This window comes from Streptomyces sp. NBC_00572, from assembly GCF_026341815.1.
GTDB lineage: Bacteria > Actinomycetota > Actinomycetes > Streptomycetales > Streptomycetaceae > Streptomyces.
Map to the genome: position 1 here is coordinate 183,692 of NZ_JAPENX010000001.1, position 26,057 is coordinate 209,748.

General features: G+C 73.0%; 24 protein-coding genes and 7 tRNA genes. 11 read left to right on the forward strand and 20 right to left on the reverse strand.

Annotated features, from left to right (window positions below):
- Positions 1-101 precede the first annotated feature (101 nt).
- Positions 102-830, forward strand: coding sequence for a 3'-5' exonuclease (locus OG514_RS00820; RefSeq protein WP_266889744.1), 729 nt, complete (start codon positions 102-104; stop codon positions 828-830).
- A 67-nt stretch (positions 831-897) separates the two neighbouring features.
- On the opposite strand, the gene OG514_RS00825 is transcribed toward OG514_RS00820, so the two are convergent.
- Positions 898-969 (reverse strand) — tRNA-Val (locus tag OG514_RS00825).
- A 39-nt stretch (positions 970-1,008) separates the two neighbouring features.
- Positions 1,009-1,455, reverse strand: coding sequence for an SRPBCC family protein (locus OG514_RS00830; protein WP_266889746.1), 447 nt, complete (start codon positions 1,453-1,455; stop codon positions 1,009-1,011).
- 92 nt (positions 1,456-1,547) lie between these two features.
- Between OG514_RS00830 and OG514_RS00835 the strand changes: the two genes are divergently transcribed.
- Positions 1,548-4,118, forward strand: coding sequence for an SCO7613 C-terminal domain-containing membrane protein (locus OG514_RS00835; protein ID WP_266889748.1), 2,571 nt, complete (start codon positions 1,548-1,550; stop codon positions 4,116-4,118).
- Positions 4,119-4,166: 48 nt separating this feature from the next.
- On the opposite strand, the gene OG514_RS00840 is transcribed toward OG514_RS00835, so the two are convergent.
- Both OG514_RS00840 and OG514_RS00845 read right to left on the reverse strand, forming a co-directional pair.
- A tRNA-Val gene (locus OG514_RS00840) sits at positions 4,167-4,241 on the reverse strand.
- Positions 4,242-4,294: 53 nt separating this feature from the next.
- Positions 4,295-4,717: a TIGR02611 family protein gene (locus OG514_RS00845; RefSeq protein WP_266889750.1), complete on the reverse strand. Its 423-nt coding sequence runs from the start codon at positions 4,715-4,717 to the stop codon at positions 4,295-4,297.
- A 190-nt stretch (positions 4,718-4,907) separates the two neighbouring features.
- Here OG514_RS00845 and OG514_RS00850 point away from each other — a divergent pair, with 190 nt between their 5' ends.
- Positions 4,908-5,321, forward strand: coding sequence for an SsgA family sporulation/cell division regulator (locus OG514_RS00850; protein ID WP_015032345.1), 414 nt, complete (start codon positions 4,908-4,910; stop codon positions 5,319-5,321).
- A gap of 191 nt (positions 5,322-5,512) precedes the next feature.
- The gene (locus tag OG514_RS00855; RefSeq protein ID WP_266889754.1) at positions 5,513-6,070 is read left to right on the forward strand and encodes a CGNR zinc finger domain-containing protein; all 558 of its coding nucleotides are present in this window, start codon (positions 5,513-5,515) and stop codon (positions 6,068-6,070) included.
- A gap of 35 nt (positions 6,071-6,105) precedes the next feature.
- Here OG514_RS00855 and OG514_RS00860 read toward each other — a convergent pair whose 3' ends face one another.
- Positions 6,106-6,267: a hypothetical protein gene (locus tag OG514_RS00860; protein ID WP_266889756.1), complete on the reverse strand. Its 162-nt coding sequence runs from the start codon at positions 6,265-6,267 to the stop codon at positions 6,106-6,108.
- A gap of 123 nt (positions 6,268-6,390) precedes the next feature.
- Positions 6,391-6,804, reverse strand: coding sequence for a hypothetical protein (locus OG514_RS00865; RefSeq protein ID WP_266889758.1), 414 nt, complete (start codon positions 6,802-6,804; stop codon positions 6,391-6,393).
- Between the two features lie 172 nt (positions 6,805-6,976).
- Between OG514_RS00865 and OG514_RS00870 the strand changes: the two genes are divergently transcribed.
- Positions 6,977-7,492 carry a DsbA family protein gene (locus tag OG514_RS00870; protein WP_266889759.1) on the forward strand — a complete coding sequence of 172 codons (516 nt, stop codon included), beginning with the start codon at positions 6,977-6,979 and terminating at the stop codon, positions 7,490-7,492.
- An 89-nt stretch (positions 7,493-7,581) separates the two neighbouring features.
- On the opposite strand, the gene OG514_RS00875 is transcribed toward OG514_RS00870, so the two are convergent.
- Genes OG514_RS00875 through OG514_RS00885 form a run of 3 tightly spaced genes read right to left on the reverse strand, consistent with a single transcriptional unit; the run spans position 7,582 to position 10,358 of the window.
- Positions 7,582-8,421 (reverse strand): GNAT family N-acetyltransferase, encoded by an 840-nt coding sequence (locus tag OG514_RS00875; protein WP_266889761.1) that lies wholly within the window; start codon positions 8,419-8,421, stop codon positions 7,582-7,584.
- Between the two features lie 42 nt (positions 8,422-8,463).
- The gene (locus OG514_RS00880) at positions 8,464-9,294 is read right to left on the reverse strand and encodes an aminotransferase class IV (RefSeq protein WP_266889763.1); all 831 of its coding nucleotides are present in this window, start codon (positions 9,292-9,294) and stop codon (positions 8,464-8,466) included.
- Positions 9,291-10,358: a chorismate-binding protein gene (locus OG514_RS00885; RefSeq protein ID WP_266889765.1), complete on the reverse strand. Its 1,068-nt coding sequence runs from the start codon at positions 10,356-10,358 to the stop codon at positions 9,291-9,293. The genes OG514_RS00880 and OG514_RS00885 overlap by 4 nt, the downstream gene beginning before the upstream one ends.
- A 232-nt stretch (positions 10,359-10,590) precedes the next feature.
- Here OG514_RS00885 and OG514_RS00890 point away from each other — a divergent pair.
- From OG514_RS00890 to OG514_RS00910, 5 genes are all read left to right on the forward strand, one after another.
- Positions 10,591-10,663 (forward strand) — tRNA-Gly (locus OG514_RS00890).
- Positions 10,664-10,702: 39 nt separating this feature from the next.
- Positions 10,703-10,776 (forward strand) — tRNA-Cys (locus tag OG514_RS00895).
- 1 nt (position 10,777) lies between these two features.
- Positions 10,778-10,849: transfer RNA gene (locus OG514_RS00900), tRNA-Val, on the forward strand.
- 39 nt (positions 10,850-10,888) lie between these two features.
- Positions 10,889-10,960 (forward strand) — tRNA-Val (locus tag OG514_RS00905).
- 43 nt (positions 10,961-11,003) lie between these two features.
- Positions 11,004-11,078 (forward strand) — tRNA-Val (locus OG514_RS00910).
- 100 nt (positions 11,079-11,178) lie between these two features.
- Here the strand turns inward: OG514_RS00910 and OG514_RS00915 are convergent.
- From OG514_RS00915 to OG514_RS00925, 3 genes are all read right to left on the reverse strand, one after another.
- The gene (locus OG514_RS00915) at positions 11,179-11,472 is read right to left on the reverse strand and encodes a zf-TFIIB domain-containing protein (protein ID WP_266889767.1); all 294 of its coding nucleotides are present in this window, start codon (positions 11,470-11,472) and stop codon (positions 11,179-11,181) included.
- A 45-nt stretch (positions 11,473-11,517) separates the two neighbouring features.
- Entirely contained in the window at positions 11,518-12,534 is a 1,017-nt protein-coding gene (locus tag OG514_RS00920) for an aminoglycoside phosphotransferase family protein (RefSeq protein WP_266889769.1), read from the reverse strand.
- Between the two features lie 148 nt (positions 12,535-12,682).
- Complete coding sequence (locus OG514_RS00925) at positions 12,683-12,850, reverse strand: hypothetical protein (RefSeq protein WP_266889771.1); 168 nt, start codon at positions 12,848-12,850, stop codon at positions 12,683-12,685.
- A 512-nt stretch (positions 12,851-13,362) separates the two neighbouring features.
- Between OG514_RS00925 and OG514_RS00930 the strand changes: the two genes are divergently transcribed.
- The gene (locus OG514_RS00930) at positions 13,363-14,607 is read left to right on the forward strand and encodes a serine/threonine-protein kinase (RefSeq protein WP_266889773.1); all 1,245 of its coding nucleotides are present in this window, start codon (positions 13,363-13,365) and stop codon (positions 14,605-14,607) included.
- Between the two features lie 109 nt (positions 14,608-14,716).
- Here OG514_RS00930 and OG514_RS00935 read toward each other — a convergent pair whose 3' ends face one another.
- The 8 genes from OG514_RS00935 to OG514_RS00970 all read right to left on the reverse strand — a co-directional run bounded on the left by OG514_RS00935 (position 14,717) and on the right by OG514_RS00970 (position 26,054).
- Entirely contained in the window at positions 14,717-15,535 is an 819-nt protein-coding gene (locus OG514_RS00935) for an RNA methyltransferase (RefSeq protein WP_266889775.1), read from the reverse strand.
- An 85-nt stretch (positions 15,536-15,620) separates the two neighbouring features.
- Positions 15,621-16,874 carry a uroporphyrinogen-III C-methyltransferase gene (cobA, locus tag OG514_RS00940; protein ID WP_266889777.1) on the reverse strand — a complete coding sequence of 418 codons (1,254 nt, stop codon included), beginning with the start codon at positions 16,872-16,874 and terminating at the stop codon, positions 15,621-15,623.
- A 347-nt stretch (positions 16,875-17,221) separates the two neighbouring features.
- Entirely contained in the window at positions 17,222-20,881 is a 3,660-nt protein-coding gene (cobT, locus tag OG514_RS00945; RefSeq protein WP_266889779.1) for a nicotinate-nucleotide--dimethylbenzimidazole phosphoribosyltransferase, read from the reverse strand.
- Positions 20,882-21,239: 358 nt separating this feature from the next.
- Positions 21,240-22,472, reverse strand: a complete 1,233-nt coding sequence (gene cbiE / locus OG514_RS00950) for a precorrin-6y C5,15-methyltransferase (decarboxylating) subunit CbiE (protein WP_266889781.1) — start codon at positions 22,470-22,472, stop codon at positions 21,240-21,242.
- A gap of 67 nt (positions 22,473-22,539) precedes the next feature.
- Positions 22,540-23,175: a GNAT family N-acetyltransferase gene (locus OG514_RS00955; protein WP_266889783.1), complete on the reverse strand. Its 636-nt coding sequence runs from the start codon at positions 23,173-23,175 to the stop codon at positions 22,540-22,542.
- Between the two features lie 196 nt (positions 23,176-23,371).
- A complete protein-coding gene (locus OG514_RS00960; protein WP_266889785.1) occupies positions 23,372-24,229 on the reverse strand; it encodes a MetQ/NlpA family ABC transporter substrate-binding protein in 858 nt (285 codons plus the stop codon).
- A gap of 92 nt (positions 24,230-24,321) precedes the next feature.
- Positions 24,322-24,990, reverse strand: coding sequence for a methionine ABC transporter permease (locus OG514_RS00965; protein ID WP_266889786.1), 669 nt, complete (start codon positions 24,988-24,990; stop codon positions 24,322-24,324).
- Positions 24,987-26,054: a methionine ABC transporter ATP-binding protein gene (locus tag OG514_RS00970; protein WP_266889789.1), complete on the reverse strand. Its 1,068-nt coding sequence runs from the start codon at positions 26,052-26,054 to the stop codon at positions 24,987-24,989. The genes OG514_RS00965 and OG514_RS00970 overlap by 4 nt, the downstream gene beginning before the upstream one ends.
- Between the last annotated feature and the right edge of the window lie 3 nt (positions 26,055-26,057).

Genomic DNA, 26,057 nt, shown 5'->3' on the forward strand with positions numbered 1-26,057 from the left:
CTTGTGTTGTGACCGGTCCGCGTACGGCGCAAACAGTCCGGGTATCACCGTTTCGGGGCAGGGGGTTGGCCATCTGCCGCACGTGTGCAGGGAGTTCAGGGATGACGATGCACTGGTACGAAGGGCCCCTGGCCGCTTTCGACACGGAGACCACAGGAGTCGACGTCGAGGGCGACCGGATCGTGTCCGCCGCCCTCGTCGTACAGGACACGGCCGGGGCGCGTCCGCGGGTGACGCGGTGGCTGGTCAATCCGGGCATACCGGTGCCCGAGGGGGCCACCGCCGTGCACGGCCTGACGGACGATCACCTCCAGCGGAACGGCCGGTGGCCGGCTCCGGTGATGGAGGAGCTGGCGCGCGCGCTGGCCGAGCAGATCGCAGCGGGGCGTCCGCTGGTGGTGATGAACGCGCCGTTCGATCTGACGATCCTCGACCGCGAGCTGCGCAGACACCGGGCGTCCACGCTCGGCGACTATCTGGCGAGCACCCCGCTGTGCGTCCTCGACCCGCGGGTCCTGGACAAGCATCTGGACCGCTACCGGAAGGGCCGTCGGACGCTGACGGACCTGTGTGCGCACTACGAGGTGGACCTGGCGGGGGCGCACGACGCGGCGGCGGACGCGACGGCGGCGCTCGATGTCGTACGGGCGGTGGCGCGGCGTTTCTCGTCCCGGCTCGAACGGCTGACGCCGGCGGAGCTCCATACGCTGCAGTCGGTGTGGCACGCGGCGCAGGCGCGGGGCCTCCAGGCGTGGTTCACCCGGCAGGGGACGCCGGAGACGGTGGACCCGTCGTGGCCGCTGCGGCCGGAGCTGGGCACGGCGGCCTGAACTCGGCAGGGCGGCCCGACACATGACAGAGGCCGGTCCGTCTTTCGACGGACCGGCCTCTACCCGGTGGGCGATACTGGGATCGAACCAGTGACCCCTTCGGTGTGAACGAAGTGCTCTCCCGCTGAGCTAATCGCCCGGGAACGGGTTGAACCATACAGGCCTTCGCGCCCTTCGTTCAAACCCGTCGCAGGTGGGTGGCGAGTCCGCGTCTTCCCCCGCGCATCATCAGGGCGTGGTTGGCGCGGAACACGGGTCGACCGGGGGCGGCGAGGACGCGCAGAAGGCGGGCGCGGACCTCGACCTCCTGCTCGTACAGGGCGCGGGTGCCGACGCCGTCCGGGGCGAGGGTCCAGCGGGCCCAGCCCTCCAGGTCGCCGCCGAGTCCGACCTCCAGGACCCGGGCCGCGGGGTCGCGGCGCAGGGCGCGGGCGGTGACGACGATGTCGTACGGGAGCAGGGAGCGGAAGCGGGCGGTGCCGGTGATGTCGTCGACGGGGACGACCTCGCGGACCTGGGGCCACCAGCGGGGGTACTCCTCGGCGCGTGCGAGCACGGCGTAGACGACGTCGGGCGGGGCGGCGAGCCGCCAGACGCTGCGGAAGCGGTACCGGCACCAGTCCATGCCCCCAGTGTGGACGTACTCAGACCGCCGGAGCCGGAAGATGAGTACCCGGACGCATTCCCGCCAGGTGTGGCCGGGGCCACACTCCGGACATGGACAACTCCCTGCCGCCCGCGGACGAGCTGGTGCTCGTCGACCGTGAGCTGGCCCAACTCGACGCACGCCGGTCCCAGTTGCTGACCCGGCGCGCCTGGCTGATCCAGGTGCTGTACGCGCCGGCCGCCTCGGTGGCGCCGCGGCCCCGCCCGCCGGTGGCGGACTCGACGCCGCGGAGCGCGCAGAACGTCCTGCTGACGCTCGGCGGCACCCTGCTGACCATCGCGGCGGTGGCGTTCACCCTGGTGAGCTGGGGCTCGATGGGGATCGGCGGCCGCGCGGCGGTCCTGTTCGCGGTCACCTCGGCGGCCCTGGCGGCGCCGGTTGCGCTGCTGCGCCGGAGCCTGGTGTCGACGGCCGAGTCGGTGGCGGCGCTCGGGCTGGCCCTGATGGTGCTGGACGCGTACGCGCTGCACCGGGTGGCGCTGCCGGAGACGGACGGCCTCGGGTACACGGCGGTGGCCGCCGGGGTCCTGGCGGGCGCGTGGACGGCGTACGGCTCGGTCCTGTCCCGGCTGCGGATCCCGCTGCCGGCCGCCGTGGTCGCCGGGCAGCTCCCGCTGCCGCTGGGCGTGCTCGCGGCCGGGGGCGGACCGACGGCCTTCGCGTGGGCGGCGCTCGTCACGGCCGCGGCAGACGGGGCGATCGTCCTGTGGACCCGGCCGGCGGCGGTCCGGATCACGGCGGCCACCGGTGCGACGGCGCTGGGCGGCTGGGCGCTCCTGACGGGCGGCTGGCTCTCGCTCACCTCGCCGTGGAGTGGCGCGGCGCTGCTCCTGGCCGGTGCGGCGGTGACGCTGTACGTGGCCCGGCGGACGCCCGCGCTCGCGGTGGCGGCCTCGGCGATCGCGGGCCTGGCGACGGTGACGGCGCTGGGCGGCCTGCTGCGTTCGGCGGTCCCGACGGACTGGACGGTGCCGGCGTACGTGCTGTGCGGGCTGGCCCTGGCATCGGTGTGGCGCGTGGGAGCGGCTTCGGCTTCGGCTTCGGCTTCGGGATCAGGCCACACCTCGGACTCCACCGTGTCGCGACTGCTGCCGAACGGCGCCCGGCTCGGGCTGGCCGGTGCGGGGGCCGGAGTCGCCGCGCTCGGGGTCGTCTGGGCGTTGCCGCCGGTGGCGGTGGGGCTCCTGGGGCCGGTGGCCCGGACGACGGAGGTCTGGTCGGGCGAGCACGCCGAACGCGCGCTGACCTCGTACCCGGGGACGGCCGTCCTGGTCCTGGCGGTGGCCGCCGCCGTCCTCGCGGCGCTCCCCCGGCTGTGGGCCCGCTGCGGGGCGCTCGCCCTGGTCTGGGCGCTCCTGACCGCCCTGCCGGTCTCCCTCGGCCTGCCGTACGCGGCGACGCTCGCCCTGCAGCTCCTGACGACCGCGACGGCGCTGGCGTGCGCCGTCCGCCCGGGGCCGCTGACCCGCGGCCTGCCTCGTCCCGAGGCCGGAACCGCCGGAACGGCCGACACCCCCGGGGCACCGACGGCGGAGAAGCCTGCCGCGGACGCCCCGGCCGCCGGGACGACCTCCGCCCCTTCCGCTCCGCCCTCGCCGGGCGCACCCTGGCCCGGCTGGGCGCCCTCTCGGCCCCGCCCTCAGGCTCGCGCCACGGAGCCCGGGACCCTCCTCGGCCTGCTCGCGTACGCCGGCGGTCTGGCCTCGGCCCTGAGCGCGGTGGCGCTCGCCCTGGACGTCCGGGGGGCCACGTTCGCCGCGCTCGGGATGATGCTCGGGCTCCTCACGGCGGTCGCCTGGCTCGGTACGGACGTGCGCCGGACGGTTTCGGCCTGCGGAGCCGTGCTCGCGGCGACGGGACTCGTGTTCGCGGTGTCCGCCGCCGGCGGGTTCGAGGACCACTGGACGGCGCTCACCCTGCTGGTCGTCCCGGCGGCCACGGCGGCCGTCGGCGCCAAGGCCCGCCCGGTGGCCCTCACTGTCGAGATCACCGGCGGGACCGTGGGACTGCTCGCCCTCGGGATCGCCGCGTCCCGGCCGGCGTTCCTGGCGCTCGCCCTGGCCCTCGGCGGGGTGATCGCGGCGGGGACGGCCGTGCGGCCCGAGCGGCGGCGGTTCGCCTCGTGGACGGCGGCGGTGCTGTTCCTGCTGGCCACCTGGGTGCGGCTCGCGGTGTGGGAGGTCACGACCCCGGAGGCGTACACGCTGCCCGTGACCGTGCCCGCCCTCGTCGTCGGGTTCCTGCGGCGGCGCCGGGACCCGGAGGCCTCGTCCTGGACGGCGTACGGCCCCGGTCTCGCGGCGACGCTCCTGCCGAGCCTCGTGGCGGCCTGGACGGACCCGGAGTGGCCGCGCCCGCTGGCGCTCGGCGTCGCGGCCCTGGCAGTGACGCTGCTCGGCGCCCGCTTCCGGCTCCAGGCGCTCCTGGTCCTCGGCGGCACGGTGCTCGCCCTGGACGGGCTGCACGAGCTGGCCCCGTACGTGGTGCAGGTGGTGGGCGCGCTGCCGCGCTGGCTGCCGCCGGCCCTGGCCGGGCTCCTGCTGCTCGCGGCGGGCGCCACGTACGAGCAGCGGCTGCGGGACGCCCGGCGCCTCAGGGACCGGGTCGCGCGGATGCGGTGAAACGCCGAAGGCCCGGGACGGTGTTCCGTCTCGGGCCTTCGGACCGGGTGGTGGGCGATACTGGGTTCGAACCAGTGACCCCTTCGGTGTGAACGAAGTGCTCTCCCACTGAGCTAATCGCCCGGCGCACCGCAAACATTACCGCATGTCAGCGGGGCTCCCGAACCACCCGAGGGTCACTCGTCGATCTTCCACGGCATGACGAAGCCGAACTTCCAGAGGTAGACGCCCAGCAGTGCGGCGATGATCACCAGGCCGATGGCGGTGAGGATGATGTTCCGGCGGCGGACCTTGGGGTCGAGGGCGCGCTGGGCGGCCTCGGTGACCTTGCGCTTGGTCCAGCGGAGCACGAGCTGGGCCCAGACGAACTCGGTCGCCCAGATCGCCATGCCGCCGAAGATGACCAGCCAGCCGGGCCCCGGGAGCGGCAGCATGACCACTCCGGCGCCGACCACGGCGAGTCCCACGATGAAGACGCCGACCTGCCAGCTCAGATGCAGGCCTCGCCGGGACTTGATGAACTCCGGTGCGCGGGATCCCAGTTCGGCATCTTGGCCGTCTGCGGACTCCCCGGTGCGCTCGTCACTCTCCGCATTCATGGCTCCCAACTTACCGGACGGGGAGCCGACACCGGAATGGCGGTATTACCCCAGGTCACACGCACCCATACGAGCTACCTGAACGATCACAAAACCGACAGAGGGGTTTACAACGGCACTGGAGGTGGCATGTCGATTTCGCCGACGTGCGAATCCCCGAGCGCACACTGAGCGAAAGGCCCTGGCGCTTATGAACACCACGGTCAGCTGCGAGCTGCACCTGCGCCTCGTTGTGTCGAGCGAGTCCTCACTGCCTGTACCCGCGGGCCTGCGGTATGACACGGCCGATCCCTATGCCGTGCACGCCACCTTCCACACCGGAGCCGAGGAGACGGTCGAGTGGGTCTTCGCCCGCGACCTTCTCGCCGAGGGGCTGCACCGGCCCACCGGCACGGGCGACGTCCGCGTCTGGCCGTCCCGTAGTCACGGTCAGGGAGTCGTCTGCATCGCGTTGAGCTCTCCCGAGGGAGAAGCCCTGCTCGAGGCCCCGGCGAGGGCCTTGGAGTCGTTCCTGAAGCGGACCGACGCCGCCGTGCCACCGGGCACCGAGCACCGGCACTTCGACCTCGATACGGAGCTCTCCCACATCCTGGCCGACAGCTGAGCCAGGCCGAGAGCCGCACGGCGCCGTCCGACTCGGGGCGACGGCGCCGCGCGGGCAGTCACATAGGCACGACACCGGCGCTCCCCACCGCGCAGCCGGCGCGGTGGTGGGCGCCGTTGTCCTTTTCCCGGTCGCGCTAAAGTCAGCGCCATTCCGCGGGCGCCCGCCCGCGGCCGGCCAGGGAGCGAATCGTGCTGATCCCTCACGACACCCGGATCGCCCTCGACACCGTCGTCGATCTGATGAACACCGCGCCCCAGGGCGACCGCGCCGACGAGCTCGCGGACATCCCGGGGCTGGCGACCTTCGTCCACGCCCACAAGATCAGCGGTGTGGGCGAGCTGGGCCCCGACGACCTGCGGGCCGTGCGCGAGGTGCGCGAGAAGTTCGCGGCGGTCTTCTCGGCCCCGGAGGCCCGGATCGCGGCCCCACTGATCAACCAGCTGGTGGCGGGTGCGGGCACCACGCCCCAGCTCACCGACCACGACGGCTACGACTGGCACGTGCACTACTTCGCGCCGGGCGCCTCGGTGGCGGACCACCTCGCGGCCGACTGCGGCATGGCGCTGGCGTTCATCGTGGTGGCGGGCGAGCAGGAGCGGCTGCGGCGCTGCGAGGCGCCGGACTGCGGCCGGGCCTTCGTCGACCTGTCCCGCAACCGCTCGCGCCGCTACTGCGACAGCCGCACCTGCGGCAACCGGCTGCACGTGGCCGCCTACCGCGCGCGCCGCAAGGAGGCCGCGGGCTGAGTCGGGGTCCGGGGCCGTAGCCGGGTTCGGGGTCGTCACAGCACGAAGAGATCGTGCACCGCGGCCATGAGCAGCAGACACCCGATCACCCCGAGAAAGATCATCAGCGGGGGCTGGGAGAGCGCGAACAGACAACCGCGCGGCTCTTCGGCAGGGGCATCGGTGGCGGGGACGGTCTCCCGCGAGGTATCCAGCATCTCGGGGGGATGATGGCGCACGCGGGACGCCTGAAATCCCGCAACACGCCCCACGGCAGAGGGTGTTCATCCCTTCCCGTGGATCACCCGTGGATCATGGGAAAGGGAAACCGCCAGAAGCGATCAGATTCCGTGCTTCTTCAGAATCGCCTCGATGTCGCTGAAGTCGTCTCCGGGGGTCTTGCCGGCCCCCGGCTTGGCCGTCACGGCACGCGAGGGCGACGACGCCGCCGGAGCCACGGCACTCGGTTCGGCCCCGCCGGTGGTCTCCTTGCGGCCGCCGCGGCGCCGCTCGACGGCCCGGGTGGACAGGAAGAGCAGCCAGGCGACGCCGAGGACACCGAAGCCAGCCCAGGCGACCGGGCTGAACGCCGTGTCCACGATCCAGTCGACGGCACCCGTCATCACCAGACCGAGCGGCACCAGGGCGTAGGCCGCGATCCGGGCGGCGGACAGGAATCGCTTCCGGTACGCCATGATCGCGGCGATGCCCAGGCCCGCCGCGGACACCGCGGAGCAAATGGTCTCGGCGATCATGCGGTCCTCCAGGTCCCGGGTGATAAGTCCCTTCCATCCTGCACCGCCGACGCCGTCCGGGGCCATGTCCCGGACCCGGTCTCAGGGAGATCTCCGGGTCACCCCCTCCGGATCTCCTCCCCAGGTCCCGGTGGGGAGACGCCCGCCCCTCCCCGTGAGGGAGACTGCTGTCATGAGTGACTCCACCACCGCACCCGCCTCCCCCGTCGTCCTGGAGGCGTGGTTCGACCTCCAGTGCCCCGACTGCTTCCAGGCCCTCGACGACGTCCGCGCGCTCCGCGAGAAGTACGGCGACCGGCTCGACGTACAGCTGCGCCACTTCCCGCTCGCGAAGCACAAGCACGCGTACGCGGCCGCGCAGGCCGCCGAGGAGGCCGTCGAGCAGGGCAAGGGCTGGCCGTACGCGGAGGCGCTGCTCGCCAGGACCGCGGAGCTGGGCGAGCGCGGCGAGTCGGTGCTCATGGAGGTCGCCACCGAACTCGGTCTGGACGCCGAGGAGTTCGACACCGCTCTGATCGACGGCCGGCACCTCCTGACCGTCGACGCGGACGAGGCCGAGGGCAAGGCGATCAAGGTCACCGGCACGCCGACCTATGTCATCGGCGGCGAGCGTCTGGACGGCGGCCAGAGCCAGGACGGCCTGCGCGGGCGCATCGAGGAGATCGCCGACCGCCTCCTGAAGGCCTGACCGCCGGACCGCCTGCCCGACCGGGCCCGGGGCCTGATCGGCAGGACACCCCGGGCCGGCCTGATCCGACGGGAACTGTCGGACAGGCCCTAACGGAGTTCCTTCGCGCTGTTGACGTAGGTCGTGCGGTAGCCCAGCGACTCGTAGAGCCGGATCGCCGGGGTGTTGCGCGCGAAGACGTGCAGTCCGAGCAGGGTCTCCCCGGTCTCCCGCGCGACCCGCTCGGCGAGCAGCATGAGCGCCCGGCCGTAGCCATGCCCGCGATGCTCCTCGCCGACCTCGATGTCGTACACGAAGGCGGCCCACCGCCCCGGTTCCAGCTCGATCCGGCCGGTCCACAGGAAACCGGCGGGCCGTCCGTCCCGGACGACCACGTGGATCGCCGTGCCGGGGGTGGCCAGGCCCTCGGGGAGGTACTTGGCGTGACTGCTCTCGGCCTTGGCGCGCGCCTGGTCCTCGGGGACGCCGCGGTCGATCCAGCTCTGCGCGAAGCCCTGCTTGGTCCGCGCCTCCCACGCCGCGTACTCGGTCTCGGTCATCGGCCGTACCTCGACGCCCTCCGGCAGGGCCGGCGGCTCGTCGGGCAGCTCCTTGACCATGTTCCTGCTGCGCTCGGTGTAGCCGAGCGAGCGGGCCATCCGCAGCGCCGCCTCGGCGTCGGCGGGGACCGAGATCTGCACCTCGGCGCAGCCCCAGCCCCGCAGCACCTCCTCGGAGGCGAGCGCGGCGACCGTGCCCCGACCCCGCCCGCGGTCCGGCGCGTCGACCCGGAGCCGGCCGATCACGCCGGAGGCGGCGCCGAAGCCCGGATCGGTGGAGAGGTGGACGGAGCCGACCCGGCGGCTGTTCACGCACACGTCGTAGGTGCGGGAACGGCCGCCGTCGGGCGTCTGCTGAAGCGGCTCGGCCGGCCGCAGAGTGGTGGTCATCAGTGGTGTTCTACCCACCCGGGGGCCGTCCGTCATCAGGTTTTACGGGAGGCGCGGATCCCGGTCCCGTGCGGCGTTCTCGTCGAAGATCCGCATGGCCTTGGCGGTGACCGGGCCGGGCGCCGGCGACAACTCGCGCCCGTCGACGCGGTGCACGGCCTGGACGTCGCGGAGGGTCGAGGTCAGGAAGATCTCCTCGGCGCTCTCCAGGACGTCCAGCGGCAGGTCGGTCTCCTGCGCGCCGGTCCACTCGACGGCGAGGGCGCGGGTGATGCCGGCGAGGCAGCCGGAGGAGACGGGCGGGGTGAGGATCCGGCCGTCGACGACGACGAAGACGTTGGAGCCGGTGCCCTCGCAGAGCTGTCCGACGGTGTTGGCGAACAGCGCCTCGGTGGCCCCCTGCTCGCGCGCCCGGGCGAGGGCGACCACGTTCTCGGCGTACGAGGTGGTCTTGAGTCCGGTGAGGGCGCCGCGCTCGTTGCGGGTCCAGGGCACGGTGATCACGGCGGTGGAGTCGGCCCGGCGGCCGGTCTCCCCGAGGCCCACGACCAGGCTGGTCCCCGCGTCGCCGCGCTCCGAGCCGAGCGGGGAGAGACCGCCGGTGTACGTGATGCGGAGCCGGCCGAGCTCCATCGGGTTCGCTCCGATGACGGCGGCGCAGGCGCGACGGACCTCGTCGAGGTCCGGGTCGGGCAGGCCGAGACCGCGGGCGGAGCGGGTGAGGCGCTCCAGGTGGAGGGTGAGAGCAAACGTTTCTCCCCGCTCGACCTTGACCGTCTCGAAGATGCCGTCGCCGACGGTCAGTCCGTGGTCCAGCACGGAGACCAGGGCGGTCTCCGCGTCGTGCAGTCCGCCGTTGACCCAGAGTTTCATCGAGAAATGGCCTTTCCACTCGCCTCAAGGGCGCCTGACTCGTAGGCGCCCGACGCTATCGCGACCAGCCGGGCCGCCTTGAGCTCGGTCTCCTGCCACTCGCGCTCCGGATCGGAACCCCAGGTGATCCCGGCGCCGGTGCCGAAGCGGAGCACGTTCTCGGGGCGGTCGATCCAGAAGGTCCGTATGCCGACGGCCAGCTCGGCGGTGTCCGCGTCGGCGTCCACCCAGCCGATGCCTCCGCAGTACGGGCCGCGGGGGGCGGTCTCCAGGGCCTCGATGATCCGCAGCGCGCTGGACTTGGGTGCTCCGGTGACGGAGCCGGGCGGGAAGGTGGCGCCGAGCAGCTCGGGCCAGCCGGCGTCCTCGCGCAGCAGGCCGGTGACCGTGGAGACGAGGTGGACGAGGCCGGGGTGCTCCTCGAGCGCGCAGAGGGCGGGGACGGCGACGGAGCCGGTCTCGCTCACGCGTCCGAGGTCGTTGCGGACCAGGTCGACGATCATCACGTTCTCCGCGTGGTCCTTGGGAAGGAGGTCGGCGGCGGTGCGGCCGGTCCCCTTGATGGGGCCGGAGGTGATCAGGGCCCCTTCCTTGCGGAGGTAGAGCTCGGGGGAAGCGGTGGCGATCTCCACTCCGTGCGCGGGCAGGCGGATCGTTCCGGCGTACGGGGCGGGGTTGCCGCGGGCGAGGAGCGCGGTGAGGGCGTCGACGTCGGCGGCGGCCGGGTCCGGCAGCGGCGCGGTCAGCACCCGGCAGAGGTTCGCCTGATAGACCTCGCCGCGCGCGATGTGCTCGCGCACGCGCCGGACACCCGCGGTGTACGCGGCGCGGTCGAGGGAGGACGTCCAGTCACCGGCGGCGGGGCCGAGCCAGCCGCCGGGGACGGGCGAGGGGACGGGGTCGGGCCGCACGTCGCCGAAGCGCGCGCAGGTCAGACGCCCCTCGAAGTCGGCGCAGACGGCCCAGAAGCCGGCGGAGTCCAGGGCTTCGGGGTCGTGGGTGACGTCCCGGAGGTCGGTCGCGAGGAGGCCGCCGAAGCGGGCCAGCGGAGCAAGGTCGTGCACGCATCGAGTCTAGGTCCGCCGGAGGGGGGACACCGGGGGCGCGTGCACGGGGGCTCCCCGCCACCTCGGGGACACGGCGAGTGAACGTGGCACGAACCCTCCGGGACGCCGCGCCGGGCGCCCGGATCGGCGCGCAGGTCAGCACGCTGCGGAAACGCGTTTTTGTGCTGGCCCAGGAATCCGCTAGAGTTCAACACGTCGCCGGGACGCGCAAGCGAAACGGAAACGACAAGCGGACGTGGCTCAGTTGGTAGAGCATCACCTTGCCAAGGTGAGGGTCGCGAGTTCGAATCTCGTCGTCCGCTCGATGTGGGGGATCTTCCCGAACCCCTGTATTCACTCCTGGTGGAGTGGCCGAGAGGCGAGGCAACGGCCTGCAAAGCCGTCTACACGGGTTCAAATCCCGTCTCCACCTCCAAGCGCGATTAGCTCAGCGGGAGAGCGCTTCCCTGACACGGAAGAGGTCACTGGTTCAATCCCAGTATCGCGCACGCAGAACAACCGAAGATCCGGTCCATACGGACCGTCCCGCGCGATTAGCTCAGCGGGAGAGCGCTTCCCTGACACGGAAGAGGTCACTGGTTCAATCCCAGTATCGCGCACGCAGTACGCACTACCCTCGGGTAATGTTCGTGTGCACCACCCGCGCGATTAGCTCAGCGGGAGAGCGCTTCCCTGACACGGAAGAGGTCACTGGTTCAATCCCAGTATCGCGCACCACCAAGAAGCCCCCGGCCGCATCTCGCGGACCGGGGGCTTCTCCGTACACCGGCACATGCGCCGGTTCGTACACCGGGCGGGAGACCCGGTGCACTCTCGGTCAGGAGGAGAAGAGCATCCGGCCGAAGCCGCGCTGGCGGTAGTGACCGCCGCCGTGGTGACCGCCGTGGTGCGGGGCGCCCCAGGCGGGAGCGGCGGGGGCGGGCTGCGCCGGGTAGGCCTGCGGGGCCGGCGGGGCGGGCGGGGCCTGCTGGACCCACTGGGACTCCAAGCGGGTCAGGGACTCCAGCTCGCCGTAGTCCAGGAATATCCCGCGGCAGCCGCTGCACTGCTCGATCTGGACGCCGTTGCGGTTGTACGTGTGCATGGCCGCATGACACTTCGGACACTGCATGCTCGGCTCAACTCCCTGACTTCGCCGTTCGAATGGTCCTTCACCTTACGTGGACGCCGAAGGGGCGGAGTCGGTTCGGCGTCCGGCGATACGGGCGCAGGTGTCGATCATCACGTCCTCGACCTCGTCGAGCGGCCGGCCCTCCCCCGTCGACTTGGCGAGGGCCAGGGCCGCCGTCTGGACCGTCAGGGCGCGGGCGGGCACGTCGAGTCGGACCCACGGATCGGTGCCCACGGCCGGGCCGCCCGCCGCCACGTACGCGCCGAGGAAACGGGACCAGACCTCCGGGGGCAGGATGCCGGCGGCGAACCAGGCGGCGGGGCGGGCCAGATCCCATGCCGGGTCCCCGAGACCCAGGTCGTCCACGTCGATGAGTCGCCAGGGGGCATCGAGCAGGGAGCCGGTGTCCCGGACCAGTTGACCGAGGTGGAAGTCGCCGTGGCAGAGGAGGCGGGTGACCTGCGCGGGGTTGCCGGGGACACGAAGTCCGGCGTCGTCGGGGACGGATCGCCACGCGGCGAGGACGGTCGCGGTGGCCGGGTGGTCCGGGGCCGTGCGGAGCATCCGGTCCACGGCGAGGGCCGCCTTGACCGGGGCCCGCATCTCCGGGAGCCGGTCCGCCAACCCGGGCGGAGGCGGGGTGCGGTGGAGGAGCGCCAGGAGCCGCGCGGCCTCCTCCCAGGGGGCGGCGTCGGGGTCCACCGGGTCGACGGGCGGGCCGTACGGCCAGAGGGTGACGGGACGGCCGTCGAGCTCGGCGGGCACGGTCGGGGATGCCGGGAGGGGCGGGAGGAACACACCGGAGACGGCCGGGTGCGCCGCGAGGGCCAGCCGTGCGCGGTGCGCCTCGGTGTCGGTGCCGGGGGCGTGCGCCTTGGCGACCAGTCCCCCGTGGCGCACGACGGTCCCGTCGTCCCGGTCGGCGAGCACGCCGACCAGGCCACTCGCACAACGGCAAGGGGCGCCGGGGCCGTGAGCGGCGGCGTGTGCGACGGCCGCGAGTCGTGCCGGCGGGAGCTGGGCGGGGCGGTCGTCCGTGCGGGGCGGGGCGGTGGGGTCCACGCCCGGAGCGTACGGGGTGGGAACGCGCGAAGGCCGGTCAGCTCCCCAGCTGACCGGCCCCACGCTGCCGTCCGCCGCACCCCCGTCCCCACGGGGTTGAAGGCCGGATGTCTCGACCCGGGCCGCTCTCCCGGGTCCGGGGCGCTTCTCAGCGCCCCAGCATCACGCCCACGGACGACGCCTGTGTGGCCACCGCGTCCCAGCCGCCGAAGGCGAACAGGAGCAGGGCCGCGAGAGGGAGGACCATGGCGGTGGCCACCAAGGGGTGCCGTCGGCTCGAAGGCCGGGCGCTCGTCCGTGATGCCGTGAAAGCCATGGTTCCTCTCCTGTCGTGAATGGCGCGGCGGGTGCTTGACCTCGGGGGACGAGTGCTGCACCCGCCGCTTGACATCAACATTAGGGAGCGCGGAGCGGCTGGACGTCATGCCCGCGTACCGACTTACGGGCCTCCCGGAGGATGACGCCCGACCGTACGGCGTACTCCCCTGGGTGGAGACGGGGTCCCGGAACCCGGGGTCTTCCCTGAGGGGTTCCCTGAGGGCCGGCGGAGGGGCGGCCCGGACGTGACTTCGCTCACTTCGCGGGGCGTCGCGCGAACGCCCTGGTCCCGGGGCCTCTCGGGACGCCTCCGGGACCCTCGGAGCGGGCTATCGACAGATCGTCAACTGGACTGTCGGGGTGGGTGGTTGGAAGGGCTCCACCGTGATCGTCTCCGTCGCTCGTACCCCTCAGCACTGACAATCGATCCCAGCGCGAGGGCGCGGCCTATGAGCACCTACGGGCGCCCTTACGTAAGCTGTGCCACGTCGAACGGACGAGGGGACGGACATGGCGATGATGCGGCTCCGGCGCGAGGATCCGCGGATCGTCGGGTCGTTCCGACTCCACCGCAGGCTGGGGGCCGGCGGGATGGGAGTCGTGTACCTGGGGTCCGACCGGCGCGGCCAGCGGGTCGCGCTGAAGGTGATCCGGCCCGATCTGGCCGAGGACCAGGAGTTCCGGTCCCGGTTCGCCCGCGAGGTGTCGGCCGCCCGGCGGATCCGCGGGGGCTGTACGGCCCGGCTGGTGGCCGCCGATCTGGAGGCCGAGCGCCCCTGGTTCGCGACCCAGTACGTGCCCGGTCCCTCGCTGCACGACCGGGTCGCCGAGGAGGGCTCGCTGCGCGCCGCCGACGTGGCCTCGATCGGGGCCGCCCTCTCGGAAGGCCTCGTCGCCGTCCACGAGGCCGGGGTCGTGCACCGGGACCTCAAGCCCTCGAACATCCTGCTCTCGCCCAAGGGCCCCCGCATCATCGACTTCGGCATCGCCTGGGCCACCGGGGCCAGCACCCTGACCCATGTCGGTACGGCCGTCGGCTCGCCCGGCTTCCTCGCCCCCGAGCAGGTGCGCGGCGCCGCCGTCACCCCCGCCACCGACGTGTTCTCCCTCGGTGCCACCCTGGCGTACGCGGCCATGGCCGACTCCCCCTTCGGGCACGGCAGTTCCGAGGTCATGCTCTACCGGGTCGTGCACGAGGAGCCGCAGCTGCACGGGGTGCCCGACGCCCTGGCGCCGCTCATCCGGGCCTGCCTGGCGAAGGACCCCGAGGACCGTCCCAGCACCCTTCAGCTGTCGATGCGGCTCAAGGAGATCGCGGCGCGCGAGGCGCAGGGGCTGCCGGTGTCGCGGCCGCCCGTACAGCGGGAACGGGCCGAGGAGCGGAACACCGTACGGCCGACCGAGCGGTACACCGAGCGGGACGTGCCCGGTCGTGGGCCCGAGCGGGGTGCGGAGCGGGGCGGTGAGCGGGGCGGTGAGCGGGGCGGTGAGCGGGGCACGGAGCGCGGCGCGGACCGCGGTACCGAGCGGGGTGCGGAGCGGGACCGTGGCGGGCGCGGGCCCGGACCGGCCTCCCGACCCTCCGGCGGGCCGCGGACCGGTGGCCGTCCGGCGACCAGGCCGGGTGCCCGCTCGACGTCGACGGGCCGCCGCCCCGCCAACCCGCGGCTGCTGCGGCAGCGGCTCTTCGTCTTCGTGGTGGTGACGCTGGTGGTCGCCCTGGGCATCGCCGCCGCCCAGGCCCTTCAGGGGTAGTTCGAGCCCGGAAAGCAGTGCCGTCTGCCTGCGGGCCGGGCGGAACCTTCCCGATACGACCTGGGACCCCCACCGGCACCGGGCTCGATCCGGTGCCGGTGGGGCTCTCTCAGGACTCCGGGCGGCCCGTCGCCACCGCGTAGAAGGCCACCGCGGCCGCCGCGCCCACGTTCAGCGAGTCGACGCCGTGGGCCATCGGAATCCGGACCCACTCGTCCGCGGCGCGCAGCGCCTGCGTGGACAGGCCGTCGCCCTCCGCGCCCAGCATCAGGGCCACCCGCTCCATGCGGTGCGGCGCGGCCTCGTCGATCGACATCGCCTTCTCGGCCGGCGTCAGCGCGAGGAGCTTGAAGCCCGCCTCCCGTACCGCCTCCAGGCCGCGCGGCCAGGTGTCGAGACGGGCGTACGGGACGGAGAACACCGCGCCCATCGACACCTTCACCGAGCGCCGGTACAGCGGGTCCGCGCAGTCCGGCGACAGCAGCACGGCGTCCATGCCGAGGGCCGCCGCACTGCGGAAGATCGCACCGATGTTGGTGTGGTCGTTCACCGACTCCATCACGACCACCCGGCGGGCGTCGACGAGCAGTTCGGCGGCGTCCGGGAGCGGCTTGCGCTGCATGGAGGCGAGGGCGCCCCGGTGCACGTGGTAGCCGGTGACGCGTTCCGCGAGGTCCGGCTGGATCGCGTACACCGGCGCCGGAACCTCGTCGATGACGTCCCGCATCACATCGACCCACTTGGCGGAGAGCAGCATCGACCGCATCTCGTACCCCGCCTGCCGGGCCCGGCGGATGACCTTCTCGCCCTCCGCGATGAACAGGCCCTCGGCCGGCTCCCTTCTGCGGCGGAGTTCGACATCGGTCAGACCGGTGTAGTCGCGCAGGCGCGGGTCGTCGGGGTCGTCGATCGTGATGAGTTCGGCCACGAGGTGATACTGCCTTGTCCGGGGTGTGGTGCCAATGTGTGTGCGGCTGGGCGTCGGCCGCCGCGTCGCCCGCTCCTGAGCGGTCCTACCCGACCAGGCGGTCCGGGCCTTCCGTCACCACGTCGCCGATCACGATGACCGCCGGCGGGCGGACCTCCTGCGCCTTGACGGTCTCCGCGACCGTCGCCAGCGTCGCGTCCACCCGGCGCTGGGAGGCCGTCGTGCCCTCCTGGACCAGGGCGAGCGGCGTCTCCGGGTTCTTGCCGTGGGCGATCAGCGCCTCGGCGATCTTCCCGATCTTGTCCACGCCCATCAGGATCACGAGCGTGCCGGTGAGCTTCGCGAGCGACGCCCAGTCGACCAGCGAACGCGGGTCCTCCGGGGCCACGTGCCCGCTGACCACCGTGAACTCGTGCGCCACGCCCCGGTGCGTCACCGGGATGCCCGCCGCGCCCGGGACCGAGATCGAGCTGGAGATGCCCGGCACCACCGTGCAGGCGATGCCCTCGACGGCGAGCGCCTGCGCCTCCTCCATGCCCCGGCCGAAGACGAACGGGTCGCCGCCCTTGAGCCGTACGACGGACCTGCCCGCCTTGGCGTGCTCGATCAGCGCGTTGTTGATGGCCTCCTGGGCCATGAACCGGCCGTACGGGATCTTCGCCGCGTCGATCACCTCGACGTGCGGGGGCAGCTCGTCCAGGAGGTCGCGGGGGCCGAGCCGGTCGGCGATGACCACGTCCGCCTCGGCGAGCAGCCGGCGGCCGCGCACCGTGATCAGGTCCGGGTCGCCGGGGCCGCCGCCGACCAGGGCGACGAAGGGGGTACGCGCGCGGTGCTGCGGGGCCGCGATCGAGCCGTCCCGCAGGCCCTCGACGATCGCGTCGCGCACGGCGGCGGAGCGGCGCGGGTCGTGGCCGGTGAGCACGGCGACGGTCACGCCCTCGCTGCGGCCGGTCGCCGGGGTCCAGGCGGTGGCCGCCTCGGCGTCGTCGGAGCGTACGCACCAGGTCCTGGTCCGCTCGGCCTCCGCGGAGGCGGCGGCGTTCGAGGCCGGGTCGGTCGTGGCGACCAGGGCGTACCAGGCGTCGGCGAGGTCACCGTCCTCGTACCGCCGCTTGGTCCAGGTGATCTCGCCGGCCTCGGCCATCGCCTCGACCGAGGGGGTCGCGGAGGGGGAGATCAGCGTGATGTCGGCGCCCGCGGCGATCAGCGCGGGGAGCCGGCGCTGGGCGACCTGGCCGCCGCCGAGGACGACTACGCGGCGGCCGGCCAGGCGCAGGCCGACGGGGTAGGCGGGGTGCGTCGTCGGCTGGGCGGTGTGATCGGCGTGCTCGGCCATGGGTGAGCGGCTCCTCGGAGGGCGGGTGCTGGCCGCTGCTGCGGTGAAGCGGCTGGTGGGGCCACGATATCGGTGGCGGTGCTCCGTCACGTTGTGACGGATCTCCCGGGGGGCTGAGCCGGGTTGCTCGGTGAAGCCTCGGGGGGCTTCCCGTGGGGCCTCAGCCCGGTGGGTCCCTGCGTGGGGGCCGCTCCGGGACCGTGTGCGGGACTGCATGATGTACGGCGCGTGCTGGGACTTGAGTGGTGCGGGCTTCCGCTTACGCGCCACACATCACGCTTTACGTCCCGAACACGGTCCCTGCGCGTCCCCCACGTCCGTGCGTGGGTGGGGGACGCGCCCGGGTGCTACTTCTCGGTGACGCCCGCCGAGTCGAACGTGGCCACCTCGTGCATCGCGCGGGCCGCGCTCTGCACCAACGGGAGGGCGAGCAGGGCGCCCGTGCCCTCGCCGAGACGGAGGTCCAGGTCGACCAGGGGGCGCAGGCCCAGCTTGTTGAGCGCGGCCACGTGGCCCGGCTCGGCGCTGCGGTGACCGGCGATGCAGGCCGCGAGCGACTCCGGTGCGATCGCGCGGGCCACCAGGGCCGCCGCGCCGGTGGACACGCCGTCGAGGATGACCGGGGTACGCAGGGAGGCCGCGCCCAGGATCAGGCCGACGAGGGCCGCGTGCTCCAGGCCGCCGATCGCCGACAGGACGCCGATCGGGTCCGCCGGGTCCGGCTTGTGCAGGTCGAGGGCGCGACGGACGACGTCCACCTTGCGGGCGTGCGTCTCGTCGTTGATGCCCGTGCCGCGGCCGGTGACCTCGGTCGGGTCGACGCCCGTGTAGACCGAGATCAGGGCGGCGGACGCGGTGGTGTTCGCGATGCCCATCTCGCCCGTGAGCAGGGCCTTGTTGCCGGCGGCGACCAGGTCCCTCGCCGTTTCGATGCCCACCTCGATCGCTGCCAGCACCTCGTCGCGGGTCATTGCGAGACCCGTGGTGAAGTCGGCGGTGCCGGGGCGGACCTTGCGGGGCAGGAGGCCCGGGGTGGCCGGGAGTTCGGAGGCCACGCCCACGTCGATGACGCAGACCTCCGCGCCCACCTGGTTGGCGAAGGCGTTGCAGACCGCTCCCCCGCCGAGGAAGTTGGCCACCATCTGGCCGGTGACCTCCTGCGGCCAGGGAGTCACGCCCTGGGCGTGGACACCGTGGTCGCCCGCGAAGATCGCGACGGCCGCCGGCTCCGGGATCGGCGGCGGGCACACCCGGGAGAGTCCGGAGAGCTGCGCCGCGATGATCTCCAGCATGCCGAGCGCACCGGCGGGCTTGGTCATCCGCTTCTGGCGCTCCCACGCCTCGCCGAGCGCCTTGGCGTCCAGCGGGCGGATGTTGGCGATGGTCTCCTGGAGCAGGTCGTGCGGCTCCTCGCCGGGCAGGGCGCGGCGGCCGTACGTCTCCTCGTGGACGACCCAGGCCAGCGGGCGTCGCTTGGACCAGCCCGCCTGCATCAGTTCGGGCTCCTCGGGGAACTCGTCGACGTAACCCACGCAGAGGTACGCGACCACTTCGAGGTGCTCGGGGAGGCCCAGGGTGCGGACCATCTCGCGCTCGTCGAAGAAGCTGACCCAGCCGACGCCGAGGCCCTCGGCGCGGGCGGCGAGCCAGAGGTTCTCGACGGCGAGCGCCGAGGAGTACGGGGCCATCTGCGGCTGCGTGTAGCGGCCGAGGGTGTGGCGGCCGCCGCGCGTGGGGTCGGCCGTCACGACGATGTTGACCGGGGTGTCGAGGATGGCCTCGATCTTCAGTTCCTTGAACTGCTTCGCCCGGGCCTTCGGCAGCGACTTGGCGTAGGCCTCGCGCTGTCGCTGGGCCAGCTCGTGCATCGTCTGCCGGGTCTCGGCGGAGCGGATGACGACGAAGTCCCAGGGCTGCGAGTGGCCGACGCTGGGGGCCGTGTGGGCGGCCTCCAGGACGCGGAGCAGCACCTCGTGCGGGATCGGGTCGGAGCGGAAGCCGTTGCGGATGTCGCGGCGCTCGCGCATCACGCGGAGGACGGCCTCGCGCTCGGCGTCGTCGTAGCCGGGGGCCGGGGCCGAGTTCGCGGCCTGGTCCGCGTCTTCGCCTTCGTCATCGTCTGTGGTGGCCGGGGTCGTCTCCACGTCAAGGGCGGGGGCGGCTTCCGTGGTGGCTTCGCCGTCCTGGAGCGCCTCGGGGGCGTCCGTGGGAGCGTCCGTCTGTGCGTCCGTGGATGCGACGGGCTCTTCGGCCTCGGCCTGCTCGGTCTGCGCTGCCTCGATGCCGGGGGCCGCCTCGGCCTCCGGCGTCTGCTCGGGCAGGGCCTCGGGGGCGTCTTCCTCCGGGACGAACGGGATCTCTTCGGCGACCGCCTCCACGGGGGCCTCCTCCGGGAGCTGCTCCGTGAGGATCTGCACCTCGGGGGTCTGCACCTCGGCAGCCTGCTCCTCGGCGGCCTGACCCTCGGGGGCCTGGCCCTCGGGGGCCTGACCCTCGGGGGCCTGGCCCTCGGGGATGTGCTCCTCTGCCACGGCGGCGCCCGCGGCCGGGGCCTCGGAGGCGGCTTCGGCGGCGGGCTCCGTGGGCTCCTCCGGCTGCGGCTCGGCCACCGGGGCCTGCTCGGCTTCCGGAGTGTGTTCGGCTTCCGGAGTGTGCTCGGCCTCGGCCTCGGGTACGGCGACGGGCTCCTCCGGCTCCGCCGTCGCGGGCGCGGGGGCCTCGGCCGTCGGCTCGCCCTCGCGCGGGGCGGGGACGGTGACCTGGGCTTCGGGCGTCTCCACCGGAGCCTCGGGAGCGGGCTCCGTGACCACGACCTGGGCCTCGGGGGCCGTCTCGGGCTCGGCCGGCTCGTCCTGCTCGGGCGCGGGAGCCGCCTCGGGCGCCGGGATCGGGGCCAGGTGGGGGGTCGTCGGGACGTTGCCCTCGACCTGGACGAACTGCCCGCTCTGCGGGACGACCGTTTCTGCGGGGAACGCGGCGGCCTGCGGGGCCACGGGCTCCTCCGGCTGCGGGGCCCACGGCTCGGCGCTCTGCGGCGCGAGCTGCTGGTCCTGCGCGATCTCGAAGTACTCGGGGCCGGTGGTCGGCGGGCCCGGATTGCGTACCGGCATCGGCACGGGGCCGGTGGCCACGAGCGATTCGGGGACGGGTGCGGGCAGCGGAGCCGGGGCGGGCGCCGCGGCGGGGCCGCGGTCGGCCAGCGAGAGCACGACGCCGCCGGCCTCGGGCACGGCCGGACCCATGTGCAGCGGGCGGCGCGCGGGCTGCGGGGCGGAGGCCGGGGCGGGCGGGGGCATCCGGACGCCGCCGAGGTCGACGGAGCCGGAGTCGCGGCCCGCGGCCTCGTGCGCGCCGGTGTCGAGGATGCCGGGCTCGTAGCCGTGGTCGGTGTGCGTCGCCGGCTCCTGCGGGGCCACGGGAACGCCGTGGGCGGGGGTGCCGGTGAGCTGGTCCAGGGGGACGCCGTGGGCGGGGGTGCCCGTCGGCTGGTCCACCGGGACGCCGTGCGCCGGAGTGCCGGTCGGCTGGTCCAGGGGGACGCCGTGGGCCGGGGTGCCGGTGAGCGGGACGCCGTGCGCCGGGGTGCCCAGCGGTACGCCCTGCGGCGGGGTCTGGTGCTGGGGGGCCGTGAGGACGTCGGCGAGGGCGACGGAGTCCAGCGGTGCCGTCAGCGGGTCCGGCAGGGGGTCGGTGAGCGGGTCACTCATCGCCGGCGCCTCCTGGTGCGGGGCGGCCGCGTGCGGCGTGCCCTGGTGGGGTGCCGACTGGTTCGGGACCATGGGTGCCGCCGGCGGCGGCACGGCGACCGGCGGTGCGGGCGCGATGCCCGGCGGGTGCTCGCTCCAGGCGCCCTGGGCGCCCGGCATCAGAAGCAGGTCGTCGTCCTCGGTGGTGTGCTCGGAGGGGTCCAGGAAGGTGTACGCGCCCGGTGCGGGGATGCCCGGCTGCTCGACCATGCCTGCGTTCTCCGGCAGCCCCTCGCCCGGGACCTGGCCGGTGTCCGTCATGCGTACCCCTCGCCCATCGCTTGTGCTCCTTCAGACCTGCGCCCATCGACAAGAACGAGCGCGTGCGCCGCGCGGCACGAAGGACACGCGGACACCCACACATTGTCGCGGCCCCGGGCCTCCGTGGCATGGAGATTCGCCACGGTGCGCTGTGGACTGCGCCACGTCGCGCGGTCCCCCCTTGTCGCGTACCACGTCAGCGGCGCAATGTGGCCACCAATTCAGGACATTGACGAACGAAGCGCCGAACATCCGGATGCGGTACAACAATCGGCCAGCCTACCTGGCCCGGCGGGCGGCCTGGTCACGGGTGGGGTGGCCCCCTGGGGCCGGTCCGACCGTGATCGGCCGGGCACCCCTAGGCGTGGGGGGTGTCGCTCCTGCGGCCGGACAGCAGGAAGACGACCGAACGCTCGCGTTCCGACCAGTCGTCCGGGTCGAGCCCGACGGTCTGCAGGAGGAGGGTCTCGACGGTGTAGCCGCCGTCGGCGAGGGCGGTGCCGATCGCCTCGGCCTCGTCGCGGGTGGAGGCGTGGGCGACGATGCGCTCGGGACGCCGGTCGGTGCAGGCGGTGACGACGGGAACCCCGCCGGCCGCGATCCGTACGACATCGGGTTCGGGCAGGTTCTCCAGGACGTGCGGGGCCCGGCCGGGGACGGTCTGGAGGGGTACGCCGTGGCGGCGGGCGGCCTGCTCGGTGCGGGCGCAGGCGGCCGGGTCGGTGTCCACGGCGATGACGGCGGCGCCGAAGCGGGCGGCCTCGACGGAGAAGGCGCCGCCCGCGCAGCCGATGTCCCAGACGAGGTCGCCGGTGCGGGGCCCGAGGCGGGCGAGCTGGGCGGCGCGCAGGGACGGGTCCTCGCCCGCGCCGGTCCGGGCGCCGCGCGCGGCGGGGTCGTACTCCGCCGCGGGCAGGCCCCAGCCGCGGACCGGGGGCGCCGCCGGGTCCTGGCCCATCAGCCAGGGGGCGGCGGGGGTGCCGCCCGCGGTGCCGCCGATGACGAGGACGACGTTCGGGTCGCGCCAGACGTGGTCGGCGGCCTTGTCGGAGGTGAGGACGGAAACCTGTTCGCGGTCGGTGCCGAGTTCCTCGCAGACGACGAAGGTGCGGTGGACGCCGTCGAGGAGGAGCGCGAGTTCGGCGGGTCCGGCGCCCGGCGAGGTGAGGACGGCGACCTTGGGGTGGGCGCGGCAGACGTTGACGGCGCGGCGCAGGGTGCGCTGGTGGGCGACGACGATCCGGGCGTCCTCCCAGGGCATCCCGGCGCGGGCGAAGGCGGCGGCGACGGAGGAGACGGCGGGGACGACCTCGACTTCGAGGCCGTGCTCGGGAGCGCGCAGGGTGCGGACGACGCCGAAGAAGCCGGGGTCGCCGTCGGCGAGGACGACGGCGGTGCCGCGGTGGCCGGCGATGCGGCGGGCGGCGAGGTCGACGCTGCCGAGGCGGATGCGTTCGGCGCCGGGTGGGACCTCGGGCAGCGCCAGGTGGTGGGCGGCGCCCGCCACCAGGGTGGCGGCGGAGAGCGCGGACCGGGCCGACGCGGTGAGGGGCGAGCCGTCCCAGCCGATCACCGTGACGCGGTCGGCCATTCGTCGTCTCCTGGTGTCGTCGCAGGTCGGGGGCGTGCCGAGCGTACCCCGGGTGGCGGTCCGGGGCTCAGCTCCAGTCGGTGTACGAGGAGTATCCGGCCTCGGCCATCTGGTCGGCGACGCCGTCGAGGTCCTCGGGGAGGAGGCCCCAGACGATGAAGTCGGTGCGCAGATCGGTCCAGCTGCCGTCCTCGGTGCGGGTGCGGGCTATGCAGGCGTTGCGCAGGACGCCTTCGCTGATGCAGCCGATCTTCTGGGCGACCTGCTGGGAGGCGGTGTTGTCGGCGGCGGTGCGCAGTTCGAGGCGCTCGAACTTCTGGGCGCCGAAGAGCCACTGGGCGGTGGCGAGGGCGGCTTCGGAGGCGTATCCCTCGCCGCGGGCCCAGGGGGCGACGATGTAGGAGAGTTCGGTGGAGCGGACCTTCCAGTCGGTCTTGGCCAACTGGATGACGCCGACCAGGCGCTGGGTGAGGAACTCGGTGACGGCGAGGTCGATGCCCCGGCCTGCGGCGCGTTCGGTGGGCGCGTACTCGGTGATCCAGCGGCGGGCCGCGGCCTCGGTGAAGGGCTGGGGCACCGCGGTCCAGGCGCCGACGAGTTCGTCGTTCATCATCTCGGCGAGGGCGGGGGCGTCGGCCTCTTCGAATGCGCGCAGCACCAACCGGTCCGTGTTGATGGAGATGTCCGGAAAGGTGGTAGTCATGCGCAGCTCCATGCCGTGGACCGTCCGAATCGACCGTGAACGCACAGCATGCAGCATGTGGGCGCCGGTGCGCATGGCCGGGTCGGTGTCGGGTGGGGGTGTGGCGAAGGCCCCGCGCACCGGACGGGGTGCGGGGGGCCTTCTGCTCAAGGACTGTACGGGGGAGCCGGTCTGACGGTCCCTCGGACGCGGGAGTCTACTCGGCGGCGCCGAAGGCCGGGACGACCGAGCCCTTGTAGGTGTCCTCGATGTACTTCTTCACCTCGGGCGAGTTGAGGAGCTTGGCGAGCTTCTGCACGCGGGCGTCCTTCTCGTTGCCCTCCTTGACGGCGAGGAAGTTGGCGTACGGGTTGCCGTCGGCCTTCTCCAGGGCGATGGCGTCCTTCGCCGGCGAGAGCTTGGCCTCGATGGCGTAGTTGCCGTTGATGACGGCGGCGTCCACGTCGTTCAGGGCGCGGGGCACGGTGGCGGCCTCCAGCTCCTTGAACTCCAGGCCCTTCTTGTCGGTGATGTCGGAGATCTTGGCGTTGGTGCCGACGCCCGGCTTGATGGTGATCAGGCCGTTCTCGGCGAGCAGCTGGAGCGCGCGGCCGCCGTTGGTGGTGTCGTTGGGGACGGCGATGGTCTGGCCCGCCTTGATGTCCTTCACCGACTTGATGTTCTTGGAGTAGAGGCCCAGCGGCTCCAGGTGGACGTTGACCACCGGGACGATGTGGGTGCTGTTCTTCTTGTTGAAGTCGTCGAGGTACGGCTTGTGCTGGAAGAAGTTGGCGTCGACCTGGCCGGTCTCGGTGGCGGTGTTCGGCAGGACGTAGTCCGTGAACTCCTTCACCTCCAGCTTCAGGCCGGCCTTCTCGGCCAGGTTGTCCTTGACGTAGTTGAGGATGTCGGCGTGCGGCGTCGGGGACGCGGCGACGACGAGGGCCTTGGAGGCGTCTCCGGAGCCGGCCGAGTCCTTGGACCCGGGGTCCGAGGAGGTGCCGCAGGCGCTGAGGCCGAGGGCGAGGGCGGCTGCGGTGGCGATACCGGCGGTGAGCTTGATGTTCTTACGCACGAAGAGTGCCTCTTTCCGGTGGAGCGGTGGTCGCCTGGACAACAAGTCCGGGCTGTTCTTCGAAGGACGAAGTCTGGGGTGGCCGGGGGGCGTTACGCGGTACGGCCCCGGCGGGCGAGGAGTCGTACGACTCCGTCGCCGATGAGCTGGACGACGGTCACGATCAGGACCAGGACGACCACGGTGACGAGCATGAACGTGGTGTCGAAGCGCTGGTATCCGTAGGTGACGGCCTTGGAGCCGAGGCCCTCGCCGCCGACCGCGCCGGCCATCGCGGAGTAGCCGATGAGGACGATGACCGTGGTGGTGACGCCCGAGATCAGCGAGGGCAGGGCCTGCGGGAGCAGCACCTTGCGCACGATGGTGGGGATCCCGCCGCCCATGGCCTGGACGGCTTCGACGAGCCCGTGGTCGACCTCGCGGATCGAGGTCTCGACGAGGCGCGCGAAGAAGGGGATGGCGCCGATGGCGAGGGGCACGATCATCGCGGTCGGGCCGATGAAGGTGCCGACGACGAGGGTGGTAAACGGGATCAGGGCGATCAGCAGGATGATGAAGGGCAGCGAACGCCCGATGTTCACGATCGCACCGACGACCTTGTTCACCGGCAGGTTCTGCAGCAGGCCGCCCTTGTCCGTGAGAACGAGGAGGATGCCGAGCGGCAGGCCGCCGAGCACGGTGACGACGGTGGCCCAGAGGACCATGTAGAGGGTGTCGACGGTGCCCTGCTCCAGCAGTGGCTGCATCTCGGACCAGGTCACTTGGCACCTTCCTTCACGAGCAGGGTCGCCGTGTCCTGGACAACCGTTTCTTCGGTAAGCGTCTCCTCGACGACCTCGACCTGGAGGCCCTGCTCGCGCAGGAAGCCGACCGGGACGACGTTGTCCTCGTACCGCCCGGGCAGTTCGATCCGCATCCGGCCGATCTGCTTGCCGCCGACGGTGTCCATCGCCGCCCCGAGGATCGAGATGTCGATGTTGTACGTGCGGGAGAGCTGCGAGATGACGGGCTGGGTCGCGGCGTCGCCGTGGAAGGTGACGTCGACGACCGTGCGGTCGGGGCCGGTGTGGGCGCCGCTGACCGGGAAGAGCTCGGCCGCCAGCTGGGAGCCGGGGGTGGCGAGCAGTTCGCCGACGGTGCCGGTCTCGACGACGCGGCCGTACTGCATGAGCGCGGCGGAGTCGCAGATCGTCTTCACGACGTCCATCTCGTGGGTGATGAGCAGGACGGTCAGGCCGAGCTGCTGGTTGAGGTCGCGCAGCAGCTGGAGGATGGAGCGGGTGGTCTCCGGGTCGAGGGCGCTGGTGGCCTCGTCGGAGAGCAGGACCTTGGGCTTGCCGGCGAGGGCGCGGGCGATGCCGACGCGCTGCTTCTGACCGCCGGAGAGCTGTCCGGGGTAGGACTTGGCCTTGTCGGCGAGGCCGACCAGGTCGAGGAGTTCGAGGGCGCGGCGGGAACGCTCGGCGCCCGAGACGCCCAGGATCTCCAGGGGAAGTTCGATGTTGTCCTTCACCGTGCGGGAGGACAGCAGGTTGAAGTGCTGGAAGACCATGCCGATGCTGCTGCGCGCCCGGCGCAGGTCCTTGCCCGCCCGGCGGCCCTTGCCGGCGAGTGCGGTGAGGTCGACGCCGTCGACGGTCACGGTGCCGGAGGTGGGGCGCTCCAGGAGGTTGACGCAGCGGATGAGCGAGGACTTGCCGGCGCCGCTCTGGCCGATCACGCCGAACACCTCGCCCTCGCGGACGTGGAGGTCGACACCGTCCAGAGCGGTGACCTGGCGGCCGCGCGACTCGTAGACCTTGGTCAGGCCCGAAGTGGTGATCACAGG

What these genes read in the sequence shown, in the direction of transcription:
- OG514_RS00820 (WP_266889744.1), top strand. Translation starts at nt 102, where the DNA reads ATGACGATGCACTGGTACGAAGGGCCCCTGGCCGCTTTCGACACGGAG.
- OG514_RS00830 (WP_266889746.1), bottom strand. Translation starts at nt 1,455, where the DNA reads ATGGACTGGTGCCGGTACCGCTTCCGCAGCGTCTGGCGGCTCGCCGCC.
- OG514_RS00835 (WP_266889748.1), top strand. Translation starts at nt 1,548, where the DNA reads ATGGACAACTCCCTGCCGCCCGCGGACGAGCTGGTGCTCGTCGACCGT.
- OG514_RS00845 (WP_266889750.1), bottom strand. Translation starts at nt 4,717, where the DNA reads ATGAATGCGGAGAGTGACGAGCGCACCGGGGAGTCCGCAGACGGCCAA.
- OG514_RS00850 (WP_015032345.1), top strand. Translation starts at nt 4,908, where the DNA reads ATGAACACCACGGTCAGCTGCGAGCTGCACCTGCGCCTCGTTGTGTCG.
- OG514_RS00860 (WP_266889756.1), bottom strand. Translation starts at nt 6,267, where the DNA reads ATGCTGGATACCTCGCGGGAGACCGTCCCCGCCACCGATGCCCCTGCC.
- OG514_RS00865 (WP_266889758.1), bottom strand. Translation starts at nt 6,804, where the DNA reads ATGATCGCCGAGACCATTTGCTCCGCGGTGTCCGCGGCGGGCCTGGGC.
- OG514_RS00870 (WP_266889759.1), top strand. Translation starts at nt 6,977, where the DNA reads ATGAGTGACTCCACCACCGCACCCGCCTCCCCCGTCGTCCTGGAGGCG.
- OG514_RS00875 (WP_266889761.1), bottom strand. Translation starts at nt 8,421, where the DNA reads ATGACCACCACTCTGCGGCCGGCCGAGCCGCTTCAGCAGACGCCCGAC.
- OG514_RS00880 (WP_266889763.1), bottom strand. Translation starts at nt 9,294, where the DNA reads ATGAAACTCTGGGTCAACGGCGGACTGCACGACGCGGAGACCGCCCTG.
- OG514_RS00915 (WP_266889767.1), bottom strand. Translation starts at nt 11,472, where the DNA reads ATGCAGTGTCCGAAGTGTCATGCGGCCATGCACACGTACAACCGCAAC.
- OG514_RS00925 (WP_266889771.1), bottom strand. Translation starts at nt 12,850, where the DNA reads ATGGCTTTCACGGCATCACGGACGAGCGCCCGGCCTTCGAGCCGACGG.
- OG514_RS00930 (WP_266889773.1), top strand. Translation starts at nt 13,363, where the DNA reads ATGGCGATGATGCGGCTCCGGCGCGAGGATCCGCGGATCGTCGGGTCG.
- cobA (WP_266889777.1), bottom strand. Translation starts at nt 16,874, where the DNA reads ATGGCCGAGCACGCCGATCACACCGCCCAGCCGACGACGCACCCCGCC.
- cobT (WP_266889779.1), bottom strand. Translation starts at nt 20,881, where the DNA reads ATGACGGACACCGGCCAGGTCCCGGGCGAGGGGCTGCCGGAGAACGCA.
- cbiE (WP_266889781.1), bottom strand. Translation starts at nt 22,472, where the DNA reads ATGGCCGACCGCGTCACGGTGATCGGCTGGGACGGCTCGCCCCTCACC.
- OG514_RS00955 (WP_266889783.1), bottom strand. Translation starts at nt 23,175, where the DNA reads ATGACTACCACCTTTCCGGACATCTCCATCAACACGGACCGGTTGGTG.